At 61.1% G+C, this 18,369-nt stretch carries 21 protein-coding genes; 13 read left to right on the top strand and 8 right to left on the bottom strand.

Going from position 1 to position 18,369, the window contains the following annotated elements; translation table 11 throughout:
• The 7 genes from flgE to dusA all read left to right on the top strand — a co-directional run bounded on the left by flgE (position 1) and on the right by dusA (position 6,282).
• The gene (flgE, locus tag ABW043_RS10915; protein ID WP_353921234.1) at positions 1-1,266 is read left to right on the top strand and encodes a flagellar hook protein FlgE; all 1,266 of its coding nucleotides are present in this window, start codon (positions 1-3) and stop codon (positions 1,264-1,266) included.
• Between the two features lie 29 nt (positions 1,267-1,295).
• Positions 1,296-1,529 (top strand): hypothetical protein, encoded by a 234-nt coding sequence (locus ABW043_RS10920; protein ID WP_353921235.1) that lies wholly within the window; start codon positions 1,296-1,298, stop codon positions 1,527-1,529.
• A complete protein-coding gene (locus ABW043_RS10925) occupies positions 1,526-1,960 on the top strand; it encodes a flagellar protein FlgN (protein ID WP_353921236.1) in 435 nt (144 codons plus the stop codon). Before ABW043_RS10920 ends, ABW043_RS10925 begins: the two co-directional genes overlap by 4 nt.
• A gap of 14 nt (positions 1,961-1,974) precedes the next feature.
• Positions 1,975-3,696, top strand: coding sequence for a flagellar hook-associated protein FlgK (gene flgK / locus ABW043_RS10930; RefSeq protein WP_353921237.1), 1,722 nt, complete (start codon positions 1,975-1,977; stop codon positions 3,694-3,696).
• An 11-nt stretch (positions 3,697-3,707) separates the two neighbouring features.
• Complete coding sequence (locus ABW043_RS10935; RefSeq protein ID WP_353921238.1) at positions 3,708-4,619, top strand: flagellin; 912 nt, start codon at positions 3,708-3,710, stop codon at positions 4,617-4,619.
• 5 nt (positions 4,620-4,624) lie between these two features.
• On the top strand, positions 4,625-5,017 hold the full coding sequence (locus ABW043_RS10940) for a flagellar biosynthesis repressor FlbT (RefSeq protein WP_353921239.1): 393 nt from the start codon (positions 4,625-4,627) through the stop codon (positions 5,015-5,017).
• A gap of 230 nt (positions 5,018-5,247) precedes the next feature.
• The gene (gene dusA, locus ABW043_RS10945) at positions 5,248-6,282 is read left to right on the top strand and encodes a tRNA dihydrouridine(20/20a) synthase DusA (RefSeq protein WP_353921240.1); all 1,035 of its coding nucleotides are present in this window, start codon (positions 5,248-5,250) and stop codon (positions 6,280-6,282) included.
• Between the two features lie 3 nt (positions 6,283-6,285).
• On the opposite strand, the gene ABW043_RS10950 is transcribed toward dusA, so the two are convergent.
• The 3 genes from ABW043_RS10950 to ABW043_RS10960 form a co-directional block, all read right to left on the bottom strand.
• The gene (locus tag ABW043_RS10950; RefSeq protein ID WP_353921241.1) at positions 6,286-6,582 is read right to left on the bottom strand and encodes a HigA family addiction module antitoxin; all 297 of its coding nucleotides are present in this window, start codon (positions 6,580-6,582) and stop codon (positions 6,286-6,288) included.
• 30 nt (positions 6,583-6,612) lie between these two features.
• On the bottom strand, positions 6,613-6,894 hold the full coding sequence (locus ABW043_RS10955; RefSeq protein WP_353921242.1) for a type II toxin-antitoxin system RelE/ParE family toxin: 282 nt from the start codon (positions 6,892-6,894) through the stop codon (positions 6,613-6,615).
• Between the two features lie 81 nt (positions 6,895-6,975).
• Entirely contained in the window at positions 6,976-7,662 is a 687-nt protein-coding gene (locus ABW043_RS10960) for a retropepsin-like aspartic protease family protein (protein ID WP_353921243.1), read from the bottom strand.
• Positions 7,663-7,846: 184 nt separating this feature from the next.
• On the opposite strand from ABW043_RS10960, the gene cobT reads away from it, so the two are divergent.
• Positions 7,847-8,869, top strand: a complete 1,023-nt coding sequence (cobT, locus tag ABW043_RS10965; RefSeq protein WP_353921244.1) for a nicotinate-nucleotide--dimethylbenzimidazole phosphoribosyltransferase — start codon at positions 7,847-7,849, stop codon at positions 8,867-8,869.
• On the opposite strand, the gene ABW043_RS10970 is transcribed toward cobT, so the two are convergent.
• Together ABW043_RS10970 and ABW043_RS10975 are read right to left on the bottom strand one after the other, a co-directional pair.
• Positions 8,850-9,488: a DUF6683 family protein gene (locus ABW043_RS10970; RefSeq protein WP_353921245.1), complete on the bottom strand. Its 639-nt coding sequence runs from the start codon at positions 9,486-9,488 to the stop codon at positions 8,850-8,852. The two genes, cobT and ABW043_RS10970, sit on opposite strands and share 20 nt — an antisense overlap.
• A 69-nt stretch (positions 9,489-9,557) precedes the next feature.
• The gene (locus tag ABW043_RS10975; protein ID WP_353921246.1) at positions 9,558-11,084 is read right to left on the bottom strand and encodes a sensor histidine kinase; all 1,527 of its coding nucleotides are present in this window, start codon (positions 11,082-11,084) and stop codon (positions 9,558-9,560) included.
• Positions 11,085-11,369: 285 nt separating this feature from the next.
• On the opposite strand from ABW043_RS10975, the gene ABW043_RS10980 reads away from it, so the two are divergent.
• Together ABW043_RS10980 and ABW043_RS10985 are read left to right on the top strand one after the other, a co-directional pair.
• Positions 11,370-11,849, top strand: coding sequence for an Lrp/AsnC family transcriptional regulator (locus ABW043_RS10980; RefSeq protein ID WP_035086672.1), 480 nt, complete (start codon positions 11,370-11,372; stop codon positions 11,847-11,849).
• A 4-nt stretch (positions 11,850-11,853) separates the two neighbouring features.
• The gene (locus ABW043_RS10985) at positions 11,854-12,264 is read left to right on the top strand and encodes a VOC family protein (protein WP_353921247.1); all 411 of its coding nucleotides are present in this window, start codon (positions 11,854-11,856) and stop codon (positions 12,262-12,264) included.
• Here ABW043_RS10985 and ABW043_RS10990 read toward each other — a convergent pair.
• The 3 genes from ABW043_RS10990 to ABW043_RS11000 all read right to left on the bottom strand — a co-directional run bounded on the left by ABW043_RS10990 (position 12,261) and on the right by ABW043_RS11000 (position 15,360).
• Positions 12,261-13,160, bottom strand: coding sequence for a phosphotransferase family protein (locus ABW043_RS10990; RefSeq protein WP_353921248.1), 900 nt, complete (start codon positions 13,158-13,160; stop codon positions 12,261-12,263). The two genes, ABW043_RS10985 and ABW043_RS10990, sit on opposite strands and share 4 nt — an antisense overlap.
• Positions 13,160-14,176 (bottom strand): GTP 3',8-cyclase MoaA, encoded by a 1,017-nt coding sequence (moaA, locus tag ABW043_RS10995; RefSeq protein WP_353921249.1) that lies wholly within the window; start codon positions 14,174-14,176, stop codon positions 13,160-13,162. The genes ABW043_RS10990 and moaA overlap by 1 nt, the downstream gene beginning before the upstream one ends.
• Before the next feature lie 590 nt (positions 14,177-14,766).
• Positions 14,767-15,360, bottom strand: a complete 594-nt coding sequence (locus ABW043_RS11000) for a L,D-transpeptidase (RefSeq protein WP_449396434.1) — start codon at positions 15,358-15,360, stop codon at positions 14,767-14,769.
• Positions 15,361-15,610: 250 nt separating this feature from the next.
• On the opposite strand from ABW043_RS11000, the gene rpiA reads away from it, so the two are divergent.
• The 3 genes from rpiA to gor all read left to right on the top strand — a co-directional run bounded on the left by rpiA (position 15,611) and on the right by gor (position 18,343).
• On the top strand, positions 15,611-16,309 hold the full coding sequence (gene rpiA, locus ABW043_RS11005) for a ribose-5-phosphate isomerase RpiA (protein ID WP_353921250.1): 699 nt from the start codon (positions 15,611-15,613) through the stop codon (positions 16,307-16,309).
• Positions 16,310-16,341: 32 nt separating this feature from the next.
• Positions 16,342-16,857 carry a DUF2059 domain-containing protein gene (locus tag ABW043_RS11010; RefSeq protein WP_353921251.1) on the top strand — a complete coding sequence of 172 codons (516 nt, stop codon included), beginning with the start codon at positions 16,342-16,344 and terminating at the stop codon, positions 16,855-16,857.
• Between the two features lie 109 nt (positions 16,858-16,966).
• Positions 16,967-18,343 (top strand): glutathione-disulfide reductase, encoded by a 1,377-nt coding sequence (gene gor / locus ABW043_RS11015; protein ID WP_353921252.1) that lies wholly within the window; start codon positions 16,967-16,969, stop codon positions 18,341-18,343.
• Positions 18,344-18,369 lie beyond the last annotated feature (26 nt).

The raw sequence follows: 18,369 nt of genomic DNA on the forward strand, positions 1-18,369 counted from the left end.
ATGAGCCTCTCGGCAGCCTTGGGCGCAGCGGTTTCCGCCCTCAATTCGCAGAGCGCCGCGCTCTCCATGATCGCCACCAATCTGGCGAACAGTTCTACCACCGGCTACAAATCCATCGACGCCAGCTTTTCGAGCCTACTTTCCGGCGGCACCTCGGCGGCGAGCAGCGCAACGGGCGGCGTTTCCGTCGCGACCAAGCAGAATGTCGGTGCGCAGGGCCTGCTGACGACCTCGACGACCTCGACCAATATGGCCATCAGCGGCAGCGGATTTTTCGTTGTCAGCCCCGGCACGGACTCCAAGGAAATCGCCTATACCCGCAATGGCGAGTTCGGCGTCGATGACGAAGGCTATCTGACCAACAATGGCTACTACCTCATGGGGTGGCCGACCGATGCCGACGGCAATGTGACGGGTTCGGCCAGCACCAGCACGCTCAAGCCGATCGACACCGATGCGATCGCCACGATCGCCTCGGCCACATCGACCATGTCAATGATCGCCAATCTGCCGGCAGAAGCAGAAGTGGGCGCGACGTTCTCCTCTTCCATGGAAGTCTATGACAGCCTCGGCACGGCCGGGACGATGAAGGTGACCTGGACCAAGACGGCCGAAAATACCTGGTCGGCGACGTTCGAAGATCCGACTCTGGCGTCCAATTCGGCGACGACCATCGGTACGGTCACCAGCGCACCCATCGACATCACCTTCAATTCCGATGGTACCCTCGCCAGTACCAATCCGAACCCGCCGGTTCTGACGGTCGGAAGCTGGACGACCGGCGCCGCCGACTCGTCGATCTCGCTCAACATGGGGACGGCCGGTACGTCGACCGGCCTCAGCCAATATGCGAGCGGCGCCTCGACCCCCGCGGTCGAGTTGCAGAGCGCGCAGAACGGGGTGGGCTTCGGCTCGCTGAGCGCCATCGAGATCACCGACGATGGTACGGTCAATGCGGTCTACGACAACGGCATGAGCCGGGCGATCTACAAGATACCGCTGGCGACCTTCACCAATGCCAATGGCCTGCAGGCCAGCGACGGTGGGATCTACTATTCGACTTCAACCTCCGGCACGGCGACGCTGCGCACGGCGGGTGAGGGCGGGGCAGGCACGATCTTCGGCAGCCGGCTCGAAGTTTCGACCACCGACACCAATACCGAGTTTTCGCGCATGATGGCGGCCCAGCAGGCCTATTCGGGCGCAGCGCAAGTGATGTCGGCGGCCAATTCCATGTTCGAGACGCTGATCTCCGCGGTTCGATGAGTGAGACGGAAAAGCGGGACAGGTCGCTGATGACCCGGCTCGCGCAGCTCAAGGCCACTGCCGAACGCGAATTCGGCAGTGGCGATGCGGGTCAGGAGGCTTCGGAACGGCTCCTGACCCTGATCGACGATTTCGAAAACCTCATGACCGACCTGCGCGCTGTCCGGGACGATATCGGCGGTCAATTGCGTGGGTCGATGGAAGGCAGTCGCGCGCAGGCGGCCTATCGGGCGTCTGCCGGACTTGGAAGGAAACCACAATGAGTGTTCAACGCGCCGAATTCGACGAGCGCCTGCGGTCCCTGATCGATCTTGTCGATGAGCTTATCGAGCTGATCGGCGCAGAAAATCGCGAGCTCGAAACCGGCGTGCCTTCCGCTCTGTCGCGCTCGACCGCACAAAAAGCGCGGCTTGGCGCCGAGCTTGACAGCTGGGTGCGGCAGGTGCGCCTGGGGCAATTCAATCTGGCCGTGGCAACGCCGGCCCTGCGCCAACAACTGACGGCCCGAGCAGAAGTGCTCGACGAGGTGATCAAGGAAAACATGGTTCGGCTGCGCTCGGGGATCGACGCCACCCGCTCGCGGGTCGATGCGATCATGCGGGCCATTCGCGAGCAAACTGTTCGCGAAGGCAGCTACGACGCCAGTGGCCGCCGGGCGCGCACAGCCCCTATGCCATCAAGCCTTCTGGCCTAGAGAGGAACACCAGCATGTCCTTCGCCGCCATTCGCAATACAGCCAGCAGCGCACTCACCACGACCCAGGTGAGACTGTCGATCGCCGCAGCCAACATCGCCAATGCCGACACCGCTGGCTACACGCAGAAGACGGGCGTGCAGACCATGACATCAATGGGTGGGCTCGGCGCTGGTGTCACCGTGTCGGCGATCACGAGCGCGGTGGACAAGTATCTCCTCAAGGATATGGCAACAGCGCTCACCGCGCTGGGCGCCGCCACGGTCAACGACACATTTGCCGACCGGCTGCAGGCGCTTTTCGGCGCGGTAGACGGCGACGATTCCAGCACGACTTTGGCCAATAGCGTCACCGCGCTCGAAACTGCGCTGGCGCAACTTGCCGGCACGCCCGAGAGCACGACCCTGCGGGCGCTGGTGGTCGATGCGCTCGATAGCCTTGCCAGCGATCTGCGCAGCGCCTCGTCGGGCATCCAGGAATTGCGGGCCAATGCCGATAGCGGCATCGAAGACAGCGTCAATCTGGTCAACCAGCAGCTTGAAACCATCGACGCGCTCAATATGCTGATCGGGATGGCCCAGGCGCGTGGGGAGTCGACCGTCGATCTCGAAGATCAACGTAATACGGCTCTCCAGGCCATCGCGTCGGAAATGAATGTCTCGTCCTATGTGACATCAGACAGTCAGATGAAAATCTACACGGGCTCCGGCGTCGCGCTGCTCGATAGTGCCGTGCATAAGCTCAGCTATGAGGCATCCAGCTTTGTCACGACCGGTACGGTGTTCTCCCCGATAACCGTCGAGGGTCAGGACATCACCGGCACCGTGACCTCGGGCACCATGGGCGCCCTCATCGACCAGCGCGACGAAATCCTGCCGCTGGCGCAGGACGAACTCGACGAACTGGCGACAGCCTTGATGGGCAGGCTCAACGCCATCTACAACCAGGGCACGATGCTACCGGCGCCCGGCACCCTGACGAGCACCACCACTGTCGCCGCAACCGATACCTTCGCCGGCACCGGCACGCTGCGAATTGCCACGGTGGACGATCAAGGCGCACTCGTTTCCTACGGCGATTTCGACCTCTCCACCTTTGCGACCGTCAGCGACTTCGTTGCCGCGATCAACGCCACAGGCAGCATGAGCGCTGGCATCGACGCCGGCGGCAAGCTGACGATCGCTTCGACCTCGGGCGATGGCATTGCGCTGGCCGACATCGATAGCAGCGTGAGCGGGCAGGGGGTATCGGACTACTTCGGCTTCAACGACCTGATGACCGGCACGAGTGCCCTCAACATCGCCGTCCGCTCCGATATCAAGGCAAAATCGGACACCCTGTCCATGGCGGTGCTCAGCACCGATGATAGCCCAACCATCGGCGCCAAGGCGGTGAGTGTGTCGAGCGCAATCGCGTCCAACCTGCAGTCGGCAATGCTGGGCGAGACGACCTTTTCGGCGGCCGGAACGCTCAGCGCCAAAGCGACCAGCTTTGTGGACTATGCCGGTCTCATCGCCTCGGGGGCGGCGCTCCGGGCAGATTCTGCCGCTACGACACTGACTAGCAAGCAGAATACTTACGACACCCTCGCCAGTGCCTTTGCCTCGCAGACCGGCGTCAATGTCGACGAAGAGACCGCCCTTGTGACCGAACTGACGCAGCAATATTCGACCGCGGCGCAATTGCTGCAGGCGCTGAACGATATGTTCGATGCCCTCTTGAGCGCAGTGAAATAGGGAGGCCGACAATGAGCATGCGCGTTGCAACCTTCGCCATGAATGATCGGATGCTCGCCGCATCGCTGAAGACGCAGGCCCGCATGGCCGAAATGCAGATGCAGCAGGCGACTGGTCAGGTGTCCACTTCGCTTGGCGGCTACGGCGCCGATAGCCGAAGCCTGATCAGCCTCGAAGTGTCGCTGTCGCGTTCGCAGTCCTATTCTGCGTCCGCGAAAGAAGCGACCAGCCGCGTCGAGGTGATGTACTCCACCATGGATACGATCAACGACGTTCTAAGCAGCTTTCGCTCGGCCCTCGTCGCCATCAAAAGCACCGATGCCAGCGCGGAAACCAAGGCCGGGCTGTCAACCACGGCGAGGCTCAACCTCGAAGAACTCGCGACCCTGCTCAATACCCAATATGAGGGTCGGTACCTCTTCGGCGGCAGCGCCACGACCACAGCTCCGGTTGACCTCGCCGCCTATTCGATGACGGACCCCGATGCGGCAAACATCGCCTACTATCAGGGCAACAGCACGCTCGCGGCGGTTCAGGTCTCCTCCGAGCAGTCGGTCAGCTATGGCGTCGCTGCCTCCGACAGTGCCTTCGAAAAGGCGTTTCGCGCCTTCTCGATCATTGCTGGCGCCAATGGTGTGCTCTCCGACGACACCGTCAATGCCGCGCTCGACCTGATCGTCGAGGCGATCGATGGCGCGGCGGGCGTGCAGGGAACGCTCTCGGTCAATGCCGCAACGCTCGAACGAGCGCAGGTGCGCGAGGAAGAGTATCAGGCCCATCTCAGCACCAGCCTGTCGGAAGTGCGCGACGCCGATGTCACCGAGATAGCCGTCAAGCTCACGGCCTATGAAGTCCAATTGCAGGCCGCATACGCCACCCTGGCGAAAATTCAGGGCATCAACCTTCTCGACTACGTTAGGTAGAACCGATGACTCTCAAACTGACGCTGAAGCCGGGCGAAGGCGTGCTCATCGGCAATTCGCGCATCGAAGTACTGGCGCGCGGCATGTCCACCCTGCTGATCAGCGGCGACGCTCCGGTCCTCCGCGCCGAGTTTGCCATCGATCCCGGCGACGTCGTCGATACGCCCACGCGCCTGCGTCAGGTGCTGCAGAAGATGTATCTTGGCGGCGACATGGCGGCCCATCACGACGAGTATTTCGATCTCGCGAGACGCCTTCTCATGGATTCTCCAACCGCACTCGACTGGATCACCGGGATCAACAAGTGCCTCGTCGTCGGGGATGTCTACAAGGCCATAAAGCTCGCCAAGGAGCAGCGCTGGCCCCCTGGTTCGCAAGTGATCGCCAAGGCATCCTAGTCAGCAAGGGCTCGGCTTTTACACAGCGAAAGCCAACACCCGAGGCGCGGCATCGCTTCGCGTCGCGCTGTCGACCAAAGCTTTGCGTCCAACACCAGACGATTTGCCCGCCTTTCTTCCTGAGGATTTGAGCGCTATACCCCCTCGTGCCGAAGGACGGCCGACGGGCACGACAGGGCCGTGCCAACCAGGGAAAATCGCTGTAATAGCGGGAAATTTGCTGACACGACATGACACAAGCGGAAAATCGAAACTCGGCTGAAAACGCAGAAAAACTCGCGGTCTCGAGAAAATTCTCCGTTGCCCCGATGATCGATTGGACCGACAGGCACTGCAGATACCTGCATCGCCTGCTGACCAAGCGTGGCCTGCTGTTCACCGAAATGATTACTACCGGCGCCATCATCCACGGCGACGTGGACCGTCACCTGCGCTTCGACCCAACGGAACAACCCGTCGCCCTGCAATTGGGCGGCTCCGATCCCGCCGATCTCGCCGCCGCGACGCGCCAGGGCGACCTCTACGGCTACGATGAGATCAATCTCAACGTCGGCTGTCCCTCCGACCGCGTACAATCTGGCAAGTTCGGCGCCTGCCTCATGGCCGAGCCCGATCTCGTCGCCGACTGCGTCCGCGTCATGCGCTCGGCCACCGACAAGCCGGTGACGGTAAAGTGCCGCATCGGCATCGACGAGCAGGACATCGAGGAAAGCCTTGATCGCTTTGCCGACAAGATGGCCGAAGCCGGCGTCGCCGCGCTCTATGTGCACGCCCGTAAAGCCTGGCTCCAGGGCCTGAGCCCCAAGGAAAACCGCACCATTCCGCCGCTCAACTACCCGCGCGTCTATCGCCTGCGCCAGCGGCTCGCCCCTTTGCCGATGATGATCAATGGGGGCATCGAGACTTTCGAGCAGATCGACAAGCATCTCCAGCACATGGATGGCGTCATGGTCGGCCGCGCCGCCTATCACAATCCAATGATGCTGGCCGAAGTCGATCACCGCCTCTTTGGCGAAGAGCCTTCCACACTGACCCTGCCCGACGTGATGCAGACCATGGCCGAATATGCCGAAACGCAATTGCGCGATGGCACGCGGCTCAACAACATCGCCCGCCACATGCTGGGCCTCGCCAACGGCCGCCCCGGCGCCCGCCAGTTCCGCCAGATCCTGAGCGTCGATGCCTGCAAGCCCAAGGCCGGCCCGGAAGTCCTCCTCCACGCCCTCTCCGTCGTCGAAGAGCGCACCGAAGCCGTCGCCAGCTGACGCCTAGGCGGCGAGCACCTCGATTTGCTCGATTTCGCTCGCCAGCGCCGGGCCGTCCTGTGCCAGGTCATAGGCCATCTGCATCTGCAGCCAATATTGCGGCGTCGTGTCAAAGAATTTGGCAAGGCGTAGGGCCGTGTCCGAGGTGATCGGATGGCTTTCCTTGACCAGCCGTTCGATACGCGTGCGCGGAACCCGTAGCTTTTTCGCAAGAGCGCCCGCGGACATGTTGAGCGGGACAAGATATTCCTCGCGCAGGATTTCGCCCGGATGGATCGCTGGCACGATCTGAATTAGCATTTGACGAACTCCGTTCCGGCCGAACTCGGCCTAGTGATAATCGGTGATCTCAACGTCGTGGGCGCCGTCGCTTTTCCAGATGAAGCATACCCGCCACTGATCGTTGATCCGGATCGAATGCTGCCCTTTTCGATTGCCCCTGAGCTGTTCCAGCCGGTTGCCGGGTGGAGAGAGCAAGTCTCGCAATTCGAGCGCGCTGTCGATCATGAGCAATTTGCGCTGGGCCGAACGCAGAACGTCAGCCGGAAAGCCACGCGGGGCCTTTCCCTTTGCTACGTCCTCCGCAAACCTGCCTTTGACAGATACAATCACTCACCAACCTCAAGCGTCATATGTATCATTTAGTGATACATATGACAAGGGCATGTATCACTAAATGATACATCGGGCCGATCAGTCCTGCAGCTCCAGCGAATTTTGCGTCACGCTGTAGCGCCCCAGTGTTTCGAGAAACGTCATGCCCAGCAGGCTCGTTTCGAGTGCCCCGTCTTCGGCCACAAAGGCAGGGATGTTGCGGCGTGAAATGCCCCCGACCTCAATGGTCTTGAGCCGCGTGCGCGCAGCCATGCCGGTGCCATTGGCCGTTGAAACTGGGATCGCATAGCGTAGTTCCGACAGATCGACGCCCGCTGCCTCGGCATCGGCCCTCGTCAGCACCACGGCGCTGGCGCCGGTATCAAAGATCATCGGCGTCGTATGGCCGTTGATCGTGGCGGCGATCTCGAAGTGCCCGCCAAAGCCGCGCCGGAACACGGCCGTACCGCGCTCGCCATCGACGACGGCAACGCCGGGCCGCAATTCGCCGGTCACCCGGCCAACCACGCCCATCAGTTCATCGCGATAGGCATAGCCAACCCCGATCACCGCAAAGATGCCGACCCAGAGCACCAGCGCACCAACCAATTCGGCCGCCTGCCGACGTCGCGCAAAAGCGCCGCCGGCAAAAACGATGAGGATGATGACGAGCGGCACCAATTGCGCTGTCTGCGTCTGGGTGAGACCGATCAGGCTGCCGGCATCGGCCGAGATCATCAGGACGATTCCGGCCGCAACAAGCAGGGCAATGCCGATGAAGATCATGTCTCTGCTTTTCCTCAACCTCTAATCCCCTTCGATTAAGGGACGGAACGTCACGATTTCAAGACTTTGCGCCGGCCATATGGCGCTGACACAGTGCCGCAGCTTCGCCGGGCCGCGCCTCAATTGCAATTGGGGCCATTCTGAGCAACAAGTCCGCACCTCTTGGCTATCCCGGACTCGCCCCATGCCTGCGCTCAATCCCGCCTTTTCCGACATCGTGGAACTGCTGACCGCCGTGCCCGATGGCGATGAGGCCGCCGTCGCTGCCGTGCGTCGCCGCGATGCCGAATTGACCAAGCCGGCAGGCTCGCTTGGGCGCCTCGAAGAACTGGTGGAATTTCTCGCCCGTTGGCAGCATCGCCAGACGCCGCGCCTCGAAAATCCCATGGTCACGATCTTCGCCGGCAATCACGGCGTTGCCGATCAGGGCGTTTCCGCCTTTCCGCAGGATGTGACAGCCCAGATGGTCGCCAATTTCACCAATGGCGGCGCTGCCATTTCGCAGATCTGCGGCCTCCATGAAATCAACCTGCGCGTCTTCGAACTCGCCCTCGAATTGCCCACCGGCGACATCACCCAGGAAGCCGCGCTCGACGACCAGATGTGCGCCGCCACCATCGCCTATGGCATGGAAGCGGTGGCCGGTAAGCCCGATATCATCGGCCTCGGCGAAATGGGCATCGGCAACACCACCATCGCCGCCGCCATCTTCGCCGCGCTCTACGGTGGCACCGGCGCCGATTGGGCCGGTCGCGGCACCGGTGTCGATGATGCCGGTTACGCCCGCAAGATCGATGCCATCGATCTCGCGCTGGCGCTGCACCAGGACGCTCTCGACCATCCCCTCGCCATCCTCGCCCGTCTCGGCGGCCGCGAAGTCGCCGCCATGCTTGGCGCGTTGATTGCCGCGCGCCACCAGAAGGTGCCCGTGATCATCGACGGCTACGTGGCGACCGCCGCCGCTGCCATCGCCCACGCGGTCAATCCCGAGGCCATCGACCACTGCCTCTTCGCCCATGTCACTGCTGAAGGCGCCCATGCCCGCGTCCTCGAGCACATGGGCAAGGCGCCGCTGCTCGATCTCGGCATGCGTCTCGGCGAGGGCACCGGCGCCGCACTTGGCGTCGTGCTGGCCAAGACCGCACTGCACCTTCACACCAATATGGCGACCTTCGACAGCGCCTCGGTCAGTCGCCGGCTGGACTAGCCGGTCGCGCCCTCACCGCAAAACCCTCGGGGCCCGGCTCGAGCGTCAGCAGGTCGACGCCCATTTCCTGGCGGAAGCGTGTCACAGAAGCCAGCGCCAGCCGGCCGAGTGCCGTCACATCCTTGCGCGCCACCGCGTCGTTGAGTGCGGCGTGCTCGACGAGAAAGCGCAGGATATAGCCCTCGGCCATTTCCTGCTTCTGCAGGTTGTTCAGCGAGCGAAAACTGGCATCAGCCGCCATGGACGCCTGCAACTGTGCCCGCACCGGGCCATTGTCGACCTTGTAAGTGTATCGTGCATTGGCCGTCACCCAGTTGAGCACCCAATAGGCGGTGATGGCATCGGCCACATTGCCCGTCTTCAGGCCATCGGCAGCAACCAGCCCCTGCCAGATCTCCAGCGCCGGGCGCTCGGCAAAGGCGGCCGCGAGCCCATTTCGTGCTTCGGCGCTGACGGTCCAGCGGATATTGTCGAGAAACTGGCGCTGAATACGCGCCGAAATCACTGTGGACGCCGGATAGCTCGTGTCGAACGGCGCGGAGGTTGCGGCATTTTCTTGCGCCAGGGTCAGCCCGGGCAGCAACAGAAGGGCGGCGAACAGGCCAAACAGTCGATTCACGAGCACAACCCCCGGTCGCCGCACATAAACTGGCGATCTCGGCTTATTTGGGACGTGATCGCCGCCCGATCAACCGGCCTGCGAATAGATTTCGAGCTTGTTGCGGCGCTCGGTCACCGGCGCCAGCGCATCCATCACGCGGGCGCGCGGGAAAGTGGCAATCACTTCGGTACCGAAACGCAGTTTTGAGAACAGATCGAACCGGCCCTGATGCAGGTCCATGATCCGCTGCACGATAGGCAGGCCCAGCCCAGCTCCCTGTTCTGCCGTCTTGTGCGCCAGCGAGCCCTGACCGAAAGACGACAGCACGGTCTCGATTTCGTTTTCCGGAATGCCGGGACCATTGTCCTTGACGGAGATCAACTGCCCGCCATCGGCGCTGCGCGTCACCACCAGCGACACCTTGCCCTGCTGGGGCGTGAACTTGATGGCATTGCTCAGAAGATTGAGCACGACCTGGCGGATGGCGCGTTCATCGCCCCAGATTTTCGGCAGGTTGTCGCCATAGCTGAACTGCAGCTCGATACCCTTGGACTTTGCGCGCAACTGCATCATGCGCTGGCAATCCTCGGCAATGTCGATGATCGAAACTGCTTCTTCGTGCAGTTCGTACTTGCCAGCCTCGATACGGCTGAGGTCGAGCAATTCATTGATCAGGTTGAGAAGATGCTGACCGCTGGAATGAATGTCGCCCGCGTATTCCTTGTATTGCGGCACATTATGGGTGCCGAGCAATTCCGACTTCAGCACTTCGGAAAAGCCGATAATGGCGTTGAGCGGCGTGCGCAGCTCGTGGCTCATCGTGGCCAGAAACTGGCTCTTGGCGATGTTCGCCTGCTCGGCATGGCGACGAGCTTCGTCCGACATGTGCCGCGCTTCTTCCAGCTCGGCGATGAGCGAATCTTTTTCCGACTGGTGTGAGAGCGTTTCGAGGTCAGTCGCGTAGAACTGCCGGGCGAGGAAAACGAAGAAAATCTCGCCGCAAATCACAACGGCCGCCAGCGTATAGTTGAGCGTACCACCCAGCGCCAGGAGACTCACCGCAACGGTGAGGGTCACCGGCAGCGTGCTCATCAGTGTCGCCTGGGGCAGGGTGTGGGTGGCGATAGCATTGGCCGCGATGCTGACGAGCACCATGGCAAACATCACCGGCGCCACGTCATGCGGATTGGCGACGATGGTGCAGAGAGCCAGCAGGGATAGGGTCAGACCATAGAGCGTCTCGGCGGCCACAAAACTCGTGGTCCAGCGCGAGGCATTAAACTTGGACGGGTCCTGTGCGATGAAACGGCTCGCCACCAGCACCACGACAAGCAGGCTCGCAATAACGAGGCCGGCCCAGAAAGCCGAGAAGATCACCGGCACCCAGAAGCTGGAAACGATCGCCAGAATGACGACGATTGCCGCCATGGGCAGGGCCGCACTGCGCCGGGACTCGGCATAGTCATGCATGAGTTCGAAGTCGAATTCGGCACGCGTGCCGGAGCTGGATGTCAGCTTCTGGCGTGCTTCCAGCACGGTCTTTTGGGCTGCGCGCTTGCCGTCATGGCCCATGAGGGCGCGGACGTCCGCGTTATTGGCCGGCTGAGACGGCATGAACGGTACTCATTACTAACTCACGCAATGGCAACGGCCATCGCAACGCTCGGTGCCGAAGTTAGGCGAGGCGTGGTTAACACCCGGTGAAACTCGGGCAGCGATCGCGACCGACATGATGCGAAACGCGCTAGTGCCTGGTTAATCCTCTCTTACTGGTCATAATACGAGTACGTGACGCAATTTTATTGCGCCCACCAAGTCAATATGGCAGTTTCCGCTGCGTACGTGCCCCAAAAATCGTCAATAAGAAAAAACTGATTTCATAGAGAGGGCCTGATGGCACTGGATAAGATCGACCGCAAGATACTCACGCTCCTGCAAAAAGACGCGACCATGCCGGTTGCGGAGATCGGCCGCAAGGTTGGCCTCTCCACAACCCCATGCTGGCGCCGTATCCAGAAGATGGAAGAAGACGGTGTTATCCAGCGGCGCGTGGCCGTGCTCGACCCCAACAAGGTCAATGTCGGCGTCACTGTTTTCGTCTCGGTCAAGACCAACGAGCACAACGAAGCCTGGATGCGCAAATTCTCCGGCGTCATCGACGAATTCCCCGAAGTCGTGGAATTTTACCGCATGAGCGGCGATGTGGATTATCTGATGCGCGTCGTCGTGCCCGATATCCAGGCCTATGACGCCTTCTACAAGCGGCTGATCAGCAAGATCAACCTGACGGACGTCAGCTCCGCCTTTGCCATGGGCCAGATCAAATACACGACCGCCTTGCCGCTCGACTTCGCCATCGTTGTCGACGACGACAAGTAAAACCATGCTGCTTGGATTCGAACATGTTGGCATGACCGTCTCGGACATGGACCGGGCGGTCGCCTTCTATTGCGATCTGCTGGGCCTCAAGCTGGCCCTCCGCAAGCCGGTCGATCGCGGCGAAATGGGCTTCTTTGATACCGGCACCGGCATGCTCGAGGTCTTTTCTCCCACCACCAGCACTGTTGACCGGTTCCGCGACGTGCCCAATCACGAAGCGGGCCTGCGCCACATCACCTTCGCCTTTTCCAGTGTCGACGAAAAATTCGCCCAGCTGGAGGTCGCAGGTATCGAGGTGGTGGAACGGCCGCGCGACGCCTTCCACAAGGAAATGATCCAGCGCGTCGCCTTCGTAAGGGACCATGACGGCATCCTTGTCGAGCTCATAGAACGAGCCCCAGGACGGACGAGCTAAAGTCCGTCCTCAAGCAGGGCATGGCACCGGTCCAACGCCCATTCGGTCGGTGTCTCGTCGCCTGCCTTCGCTGCGTCATGTGCGGCACCAAGGCCGATATGGATGGCGTAGGTCACGAGCCGGTCCCGCTGGTCGAGCCTGTGCGGCTCGTTTTCGATGACATAGCGGCACTGCTGTTCCATGCAATCGAGCCAGGGCCGCCAGAAGAAGATGTTGGCGAGATCATAGAGCGAGTCACCCACCATTGCCTCGGACCAGTCGATCAGACCGGTCACTCGGCCATCAGCCACCAGCACATTGTTCGATCCGAAATCCCCATGGATGAGCCGCCGGACTTCGCTAGCGTACTTCGCCCCGTCCTCGATCCGCCCCAACAATTGAGGCAGGCGCGCAGCGCATGCAGGGGAAAGGAATGTCCAATCCCGCGTGGTCATCGACAGGAGAAAATCAGACCAGCTTCTGTGACGACCCTGCCCGTCCGGTGAAATTGGCCCATAGCCTTGGCTCCAGCCAATGTCGCACCGCTCTAGCCGGTCCAGCAGACTGCATACGGCACGGCCATAGTCATAGGCGCCGCCCACTGCCAGATCTTGCAAGGTTGTCCCGAGCGCGCGATCCGAGATGCAGGCGTAATACTGGCCCATGGGGACAATCAGTCTGATTGCGGGGATGGGCAGGTCCGCCGCGCCAAAGCGTTGCCCGGCCATCCGGTCCATGTCGAAACCAAGACGCGAGGCATTGATGCGCAGAACGAGATCGTCTCCGTTCGAGCGAAATCCAAAGGCCCGCGACTCCTCGCCTTCGCTCAGGTAATGAAGATGCTCAATTTCGCCAACGGTGCTGCGCAAGAACGCAACCGCATCCTCTGCCGCAATCGGCGGCTTGTTTCCGGCCATCAGCCCCCGGTAACGCTCATATGCCGCGCCACGGCCGGCGCGCCGGTGCTGCCGCGATCCAGTACGAAATCATGGCCCTTGGGCTTGATCAGCATGGCCTGATCGAGTGCCGCATCCAGCGCCTCCGGCCCCCCGTCGCGCAGCGCATCGCGCAGGTTCACTTGGTCTTCTTGGCCAAGGCACAGGAAAAGCTGCCCGGTCGCTGTCAGCCGCACGCGATTGCAGCTTTCGCAGAAGTTGTGGCTCATCGGCGTGATGAAGCCCAGCACGCCGCCGGTTTCGGCAACATGCACATAGCGCGCCGGGCCGCCCGTACGCTTGTCGAGCCGTGTCAGCGTATAGCGCCGCGAGAGGCGCTCATGGAGTTCGCGCAATGGCAGATAGCTGTCGACGCGATCAATGCCGACTTCACCCAGCGGCATGCCTTCAATCAGTGTCAGCCCCATGCCCTTGCCGTGGGCCCAAGCCATCATCGGCTCGATTTCGTCGTCATTGACGCCTCGCATCGCCACCATATTGATCTTGATGGCGAGGCCCGCAGCGAGTCCCGCCTCGATTCCGGACATCACATCGGGCAGGCGACCGCGACGGGTAATCGCGGCAAACCGATCCGCATCGAGCGTATCGAGCGAAACATTGATCCGGCGTACGCCAGCCGCGAACAGGCCCTCGGCGTGCTTTGCTAGTTGGCTGCCATTGGTGGTTATGGTCAGCTCTTCGAGCCCCGAGCCGATCTTGGCCCCGAGGCTCCGCATCAGATCCATGATGTCGCGCCGTACCAGTGGCTCGCCGCCGGTCAGCCGGATCTTGGTGGTCCCCCGCGCCACGAAAGTCGAGGCAATCGTCTCGACTTCCTCAAAACTCAGCACGTCCTTCTTTGGCAGGAAGACCATGTCTTCCGCCATGCAATAGACGCAGCGAAAATCGCAGCGGTCCGTCACCGAAATGCGCAGATAGCTTATCGTCCGGCCATAGCGGTCGATCAGCGGTCGGGACGGAAGGAAAGGCGCGTTCATGGTTGGGATTGTAGGCGTTTCAGCCTGCGATTGGAATTGTCATCTCGGACAATTGTGGCGGTGCGCGTTGCCGATCAGCCTTCCCCGCTATCGGCTAGGAGCAGGGAACGCCGATCGTACTTCAAGCCGCGTAAGTGCTGCAAATTCTACAAGAAAAAGGAGGAGCGCTAGACGTTTAGTAGCCATCTCCGTAGATTGCAGTGTCTTTGGGGGACTTGAACAAGATGATGAAAGCTACCACGGCACTCGGAATTGCCGTCCTACTCGTCGCGATTCAACCGGCGGCCGCGGAGACGTATCTGTTGCCTCTGGAGTTTCCTTCACCGATCAAAAAGATACTCGTCCAAAACGGATCCGCAAAACTTGTGGAGCAAGACGGGAAGGTGTCAGTCTATCAGTTGGACTTGAAGGACCATGTGTGCATCAGCACGTTGACCGTTTTTTCTTCGTTGCGTCCGCTCATTATCCGTTATGATCTCTGCAACAAGAGGCCTTTGTCGATAGTGCCCATGTTGGGCTACTACGACGCACCCTAAAACACAAAAGAGGCCGCCGAAGCGACCTCTTTCAAATTCGATACCTAGACAATCTCAGTGATTGACGACGATCCGGGCGCCAACCTTCACGCGCTCGTAAAGATCGGTCACGTCGTCATTGGTCAGACGGATGCAGCCCGAGGAGACGGCCTGGCCGATGGACCAGGGTTCCGAGGTGCCGTGCACGCGGTAGAGCGTCGAGCCGATATAGAGCGCGCGGGCGCCGAGCGGATTATCCGGGCCGCCGGGCATGAACGCCGGCAGGTCGGGAACGCGCTTGCGCATCTGCGGGGGAGGGGTCCAGCCGGGCCACTCGGCCTTGCGGGTGATGCGGTGGGTACCGGACCAGGTGAAACCGTCGCGACCGACGCCGATGCCGTAGCGCAGGGCCTTGCCATCTTCGAGCACCAGATAGAGACGACGCTCGCCGGTTTCGACCACGATCGTGCCAACCGCATAGTTGGTGTCGTAGTCGACGATCTGCTTCTTGACCGGGCTGCCGCCGCGGCTACGCGTAGCCACTACGGAAGGTTCTTCCCAGGTATTGGTATCGGGATTGTAGACGCGTGCGGCCTGGCTTGGCACGGCCATGCCTACCGCCAACAGGATCGACAGCACCACGGCCATAGCCGCTTTCATAAACTTCATGCTCTTCCAGGCCTCTGAATGAATGCGGCTCAATGATTCGGTCACCGCAAGTAATGCCGCTATTTACATTTCCGCAATTTAGTCGAGAAGGGTTAATAGTCACCTTTTCGCCACATCCATGGCACCCTTGCCTTATTGTGTTGCGAAGCCGCTACAGTCGCCATTCACCAATGCGTGAACAGCCCGATTTCCGAGGCTTGACAGCATGGTCGCTGAGCCTGCATCACGCTTGAACAGTTGTGAGGTGCCCATGTCTGAAGATCTCAAGCGCGAAGCAGCAGCAAGAGCCATCGAAGATGTTCGCCCAGGCATGCGTCTGGGGCTGGGTACCGGCTCGACCGCGCGTCACTTTGTCGAACTCTTGGGGAGCAAAGTTGCTCAGGGTCTCGACGTCATCTGCGTGCCGACTTCCGAAGTCACCGCCCGCCAGGCTGAAAGCCTCGGCATTCCGCTGTCAGACCTCGATCGTCTTGGCCGCCTTGACCTTACGGTCGACGGGGCCGACGAGCTGGATGCCAATCTCAACCTGATCAAGGGCGGGGGCGGGGCCTTGCTGCGCGAGAAGATCGTCGCGGCGGCCTCCGACACGATGATCGTCATTGCCGATAGCACCAAGGTCGTCGAAACGCTCGGGCGCTTTCCTCTGCCCATTGAGGTCAACCGCTTCGGCCTCGGCGCCACGCGCTATTCCGTCGATGCCGTCATCAAGGCGCATGGCGCCGAGGGCGGCTTGAAGTTGCGCGGTGAAGACAAGGGTGAAGTCTTCGTCACCGATGGCGGACACCTCATCCTCGATGCTTTTTTTGGCCGCATTTCGCAGCCAGAAGCGCTTTCAAGAGATCTGCTCGACATTCCGGGAGTGGTCCAGCACGGACTGTTTCTCAATATGTGCAGCAAGGCTTATGTGGCAGCGCCCGATGGCGTAAAAACACTTCTCAAGGGCAAATGACGTCAGCCCGCAACAGACAGATGGGGAACCGGATGAACAGGGATTTTATGCGCGGCGCCAAGGCGATCTTCGCGGCCGTGGTGACTGCCAGCATGATTGGCCTCGCAGCCCCGGCCTTTGCACAGGAAGTGGCGCCCGAGCAGTTGGCGCTGGCGCGCAAATATGTCGACCTGACCGACCGCAGCGCGATCTATGAAGTAACGATCGTCGAAACCGGCGTGCAGACGATGCAGCAGATCGTCACCCAGAATCCTGAAATCATCGAGCAAACCAACGCTGCGATCACCAAGGTCATCGAGGAATATCGCGGTCGCAAGGGCGAGCTTCTCGACCAGTTTGCCCGCGTCTATGCTCTGCGCTTCACCATGGAAGAGCTGCAGACCATCGTGACCTTCTATGAATCCCCCACCGGCCAGAAGCTTGCCCAGGCCAATGCCGAGATCAACACCGATCTCCAGCGCGTCATGCAGGTCTTCACCAATAACCTGCAGCGCGAGTTCTTCGCCAAGGTTCGCGCCGAGCTGCGCGCCCAGAACGTGCAGATCTGATCTTCAGGTTCTGACAGCTATTGACCCCGCCATCGTGCGGGGTCTTTTTTTGTGCACGATAGACGACTAGATATATCGTCAAATGACGATGAATGAACTGGGGACTCCCATGGCTTACGACTACGATCTCCTGGTGATCGGTGCCGGTTCGGGTGGCGTGCGCGCCGCGCGCATGTCGGCGACCTATGGCGCCAAGGTGGCCATCATCGAGGAGTTCCGCGTCGGCGGCACCTGCGTCATCCGCGGCTGCGTGCCCAAAAAGCTCTACGTCTATGCCTCGCGCTTTGCCGACCAGTTCGACTTGGCTCCCAGCTTTGGCTGGCAGGTCGATGCCAGTTTCGATTGGCCGACGCTGGTCGCCGCCAAGGAAAAGGAAATCACCCGGCTTGAGCTGGCCTATATCGCCAATCTCGAAAAGCCTGGCGTCGAGATCATTCGGGAACGCGCCGTCGTCACCGGCCCCCACAGCATCAAGCTCTTGGGTTCGGATCGCGAACTGACGGCCGAGCGCCTGCTGATCGCCACCGGCGCTCACCCCAACATTCCCGATATTCCCGGCGCCGAATTCGGCATCACCTCCAACGAGGCCTTTGATCTGCCGACCTTGCCCAAGACCATCCTGATCGAGGGCGGCGGCTATATCGCGGTCGAGTTCGCCACCATCTTTGCCGGTCTCGGTGTCGATACGACCCTGATCTATCGCGGCGAGCGCGTCCTCCGCGGCTTTGACGAAGATATGCGCATTGGCCTCGAAGCGGGCCTGACCACCCGCGGCATCAGGCTGATCTACCAGACCACCGTGTCTTCGCTCGCCAAGATGGGCGACGCCGTCCACGCTACCTTCAGCGATGGCGTTACCGCTCCTTATGACGCCGTGATGTTCGCCACCGGCCGCCGCGCCAATACCAGGGGCCTCGGTCTCGAAACCGCCGATGTAAAGCTCAACGACGATGGCAGCATCGCCGTCGACGCCTATTCGCAAAGCTCTGCTCCCTCGGTCTACGCCGTGGGCGACGTCACTGGTCGCGCCCAGCTCACTCCAGTTGCCATCCGCGAAGGCTGGTACTTTGCCGAGACGGTCTACAACAACAAGCCGCAAGCGGTGGACCACTCGATCATCCCGACAGCCGTGTTCAGCGAGCCTGAAATCGGCGTAGTTGGCCTAAACGAAGAAGAAGCAGCCACCCATGGCGATATCGACGTCTACGTCGCCCGCTTCCGTCCAATGCAGAACACGCTCTCGACCCGCACCGATCGCATGGTCCTCAAACTCATCACCGAGAAGGACGAAGGCAAGGTCCTCGGCGTCCACATCTTGGGCCCCAGCGCCGCCGAGATGATCCAGCTCGTCGGCATCGCCGTCGGCATGGGCGCCACCAAGGCCGATTTCGACCGCACCATCGCGCTCCACCCCTCGGCCGCCGAGGAACTCGTGACCTTCAAGGCCCCCAGCTACACTTATCGCGACGGCAAGAAGACGTCTTAGCCCTGCTTAGGCCTTGGCAGGGCCCG

The sequence above is a fragment of the Devosia sp. genome (genome assembly GCF_040509215.1).
Classification (GTDB): domain Bacteria; phylum Pseudomonadota; class Alphaproteobacteria; order Rhizobiales; family Devosiaceae; genus Devosia.